This window comes from Burkholderia sp. Bp8986, assembly GCF_003854225.1.
In the GTDB taxonomy this organism is placed as follows: domain Bacteria; phylum Pseudomonadota; class Gammaproteobacteria; order Burkholderiales; family Burkholderiaceae; genus Burkholderia.
Genome location: NZ_QTQM01000108.1, coordinates 1 through 3296 on the forward strand (window position 1 = coordinate 1; position 3296 = coordinate 3296).

General features: G+C 55.4%; 1 protein-coding gene and 2 pseudogenes. 1 reads left to right on the forward strand and 2 read right to left on the reverse strand.

Going from position 1 to position 3296, the window contains the following annotated elements:
• Positions 1–73: 73 nt before the first annotated feature.
• Both DID99_RS36065 and DID99_RS38260 read right to left on the reverse strand, forming a co-directional pair.
• Positions 74–795 (reverse strand): annotated as a pseudogene (locus tag DID99_RS36065) (IS3 family transposase); the annotation flags it as partial.
• A 59-nt stretch (positions 796–854) separates the two neighbouring features.
• Positions 855–974 (reverse strand): annotated as a pseudogene (locus tag DID99_RS38260) (IS5/IS1182 family transposase); the annotation flags it as partial.
• A 1960-nt stretch (positions 975–2934) separates the two neighbouring features.
• Between DID99_RS38260 and DID99_RS36075 the strand changes: the two are divergent.
• Positions 2935–3296 (forward strand): SDR family NAD(P)-dependent oxidoreductase (locus DID99_RS36075; protein WP_124668682.1); only part of this gene is annotated, 362 nt, incomplete at its 3' end.

A 3296-nucleotide genomic window follows, 5' to 3' on the forward strand; every position in this document is an offset into this window, starting at 1 on the left:
GCCGTATGCGGGGAAAGCTCGCACGTACGGTTCTTCGGGGGCCGCGTTTCCGCAAGGAAACGTGGCTACCCAATTCGTCGGTCGCGATATAGGTGACGCACCGCACCAGGCCTGATTGGGCGCCGTCGGCGAGAAATCCTGGCTCAGCAGATTCGGCGCGACAGGCAGGTCGTGCTTCGAATTCGTCGTGGCCTTGAACCGGCGTTTCTGCTTGCAGCGCAGTCCCAGTTTTCTGCGCAGCCGCTTGATCCGGTGCACGCCGATTCGCACGCCACGCGCCTCGAGATGTTGCTGCAGGCGCTCGGGCCGGAAGCTTTCCCGAGTGCACAGGTGGGCCGCGAGCACCTCCGCTTCAAGGTGAGGCTCCTGTTGCGTTCTTGCGGACCGCTTGCGCTTGCACCACGCATAGTTAGCCGCTCACCGATACGCCCAGCGCACGGCACATCGGCGGCGCGGGATATTCCTGTCGCATTTGCTCCATCGCGCCGGACTTCACCGCGACTCCTTCGCGAAGTGCGTCGCGAACTTTTTTAGCAGGTCGCGCTCTATTTTTACCTCGGCCAGTTCGCGCTTGACCTGCGCCAGCTCGGCCTCAACTTCCGTCCGTGGTTTCTGGAGCCGACCGACATCTTTCAGCTTACCGGCCTTCACAGCACGCACCCAGTTTGCCGGCGTCTTGATTGGGATCGACAAGCGCCGGGAAGCTTCCGATACCCCAATACCTTCAGCCATCGCCAGCCTGACCGCTTCGTCGCGAAGCTCCTTCGCATAGACCGCTCTTGGAATTCGATTCATCCATGCCTCCGTTCCTCGATTTTACGAGACGTTGGCTTCCATTTTTTCGACCGGCCTCAATAGGCGCCGTCACCGCCGACGACATCGAACTGCGCGTCGTGCGGGATTGGGGCAAGCAGTTCAGCCAGGACATCGCCGTCAGCAACGTCCTGATGCGTCATCAGCGCGGCACGCACCTGAGCGGTGAGCCTAGGATATCTATGCGTACGCCATTGCTGCTCGCGCGAGCGCCATTGCTGCGCGCGCGTGCGCCATTGCTGCGCGCGCGTGCGCCATCGCAGCCGCCGCATGATCTCCCTTTTGTGAGTAGCCCCGGGCCGCCTCAATATAAACGCCTGCCGCCGCATCGCAACGCCCACCACGCTCAAGGGCCTCTGCCATCCGCAAGCGGGTACCTAGCATTCGCGTACAACTCGCCGCTTGCGCGTATAGCCCCTCTTTCAGCTTGCATGCAGCCAATGGTGCGCGCTCGTATTTCATTAAATTTCGAATGCGACACGCCAACTCATCAGACCCACACGCACCAGTCGCCCGGCACACCTCTGGGACCTGACGCTCTACCTCCCCACGATCTTCTGTCGCCGGCGCGTCAGCTATCGCAATCGCCTTTGGCTTGCCGAAGCTCGGATTCCCCGCCAACCGCACTTTCACTTTCCCAGAATTTAATTCCATTGGAGCGACCGCTATCCCATGATTCAGAAAACAATTCGGAGCTTGCAGTAGACGAAGGCTAATCTACACGATTGCCGGTACGCGCAATTCAAACGGATCGACCACGCAATTTTTCCCCTCGAACCCAATACTCTCCGCAATCATCTTCGTTAAATATAAAAAATACTACCATCTCATTTTCAGCACATTAAACTCGACGCACATCCACCCTCAGCCCCAGACGATCGCATATGAAAACCGGACGCAACCTTCAATCACCAATTCCACCAGAATGGTCGGAAATGACACCAACAAACCATCCACCCAACAATCCGGGAATCGAACAGAAACAAATTTTTACGCATAGCATTTCTATGCATACAGATCTGCCATCCCATAGCATGACGGGAACCACGATTTGATAGCAAAAACTAACGACTCACTATAATTAGAAGAATGCCTCGCTGATCAATTATCCAGGCAAGTGACAACAATAACTTTCGATTTCCCCAGATTCCTCCAGAATTTAGATTGAATTAATGTTAAATTGCGTCCGCTGCAGTGCCGCAAGTCTCGGCGAACATCTCCTTACCATTCGCATGCGGCGATCTTGACATCGTGTCCAACACACTACAAATCACGCGACGCTTGCAGCGCACGGGCTTTGTCTTGGGGATGGAACACGCCGCCAAGCGTGCGCCACGGCGCCTTCGACGCTCGCTAACTGACTCCCGGCGCGATGTGCCCGTTCTGGTGTACAGGCCCCACCCTTGACCACTACCGAGCACTTTCCGTCCAAAACGTACGCACGAGCCCGTATGTGAATGGCACCGCAAACCAGTAGAGCGCACGTGAGTTCGATAGATCGGGCTTATTCACCGACTGCGTGTTTCTAGTACAAGCGTTTCAGTCCAAGTTCGCGTGATATCGAATGCCACCGCTTCCGTCCTGCCGCCAGCTGCCAGCTACTCCGCGACTTGCGCGATCAGGTCGGTACATACTGCACGAATTGCGCGCGGCCAGCCTTGCTCGGATAGCACGGTGAAGAACTCGTGAAACCGATCACCATACCGCACGTGCTGTAGCATGAGCGAAGCAGTCTCGATCCGAGTCGACCATGCCACCAATTATGATCACTCCAAGAAAAAGTTGACACTTTCAGGTACATCACGCCATCTGAATCAAAACATGCAGGCCGCTCACAGGAAGATGAAGGCACGGCGCTTGTCAATCCGGCCAGTCGATAGAGCACGTTGAGCCGTTTTTGCCATAAATCTATAGTTTCTCCCAATAACCAAAGTACATCTCCATCCAAACAATGCTCTAATACACAATCAAGCACATCTTTTCGATCTTGATCGCATCAAACCAAATAGCAATCCATCATGCATCATAAACCATCGGTTTCAGCACCGGTGCGTCAGAGAGTGCCTCGCTATCGTTACGGTTATTCTGTCTGTTACCACTTTTTATTTAGAGACTTATAGTATGACTAAGAAAATTGCAGTTATTACGGGGGGGATGGGTGGTCTGGGTGAAGCGATCAGCATTCGACTGCATGATGCAGGTTACCGGGCTATCGTAACGTACTCGCCGAACAATACCGGTGCCGATCGCTGGCTGACCGAGATGCATGCGGCCGGTCGCGAATTCCATGCGTATCCGGTGGACGTGAGCAATCACGATTCGTGCCAGCAATGTATCGAGAAGATCGTCCGGGATGTCGGCCCGGTCGACATCCTGGTGAACAACGCGGGCATCACGCGCGACATGACGCTGCGCAAGCTCGACAAGGTCAACTGGGATGCGGTGATCCGCACCAACCTCGATTCCGTGTTCAACATGACGAA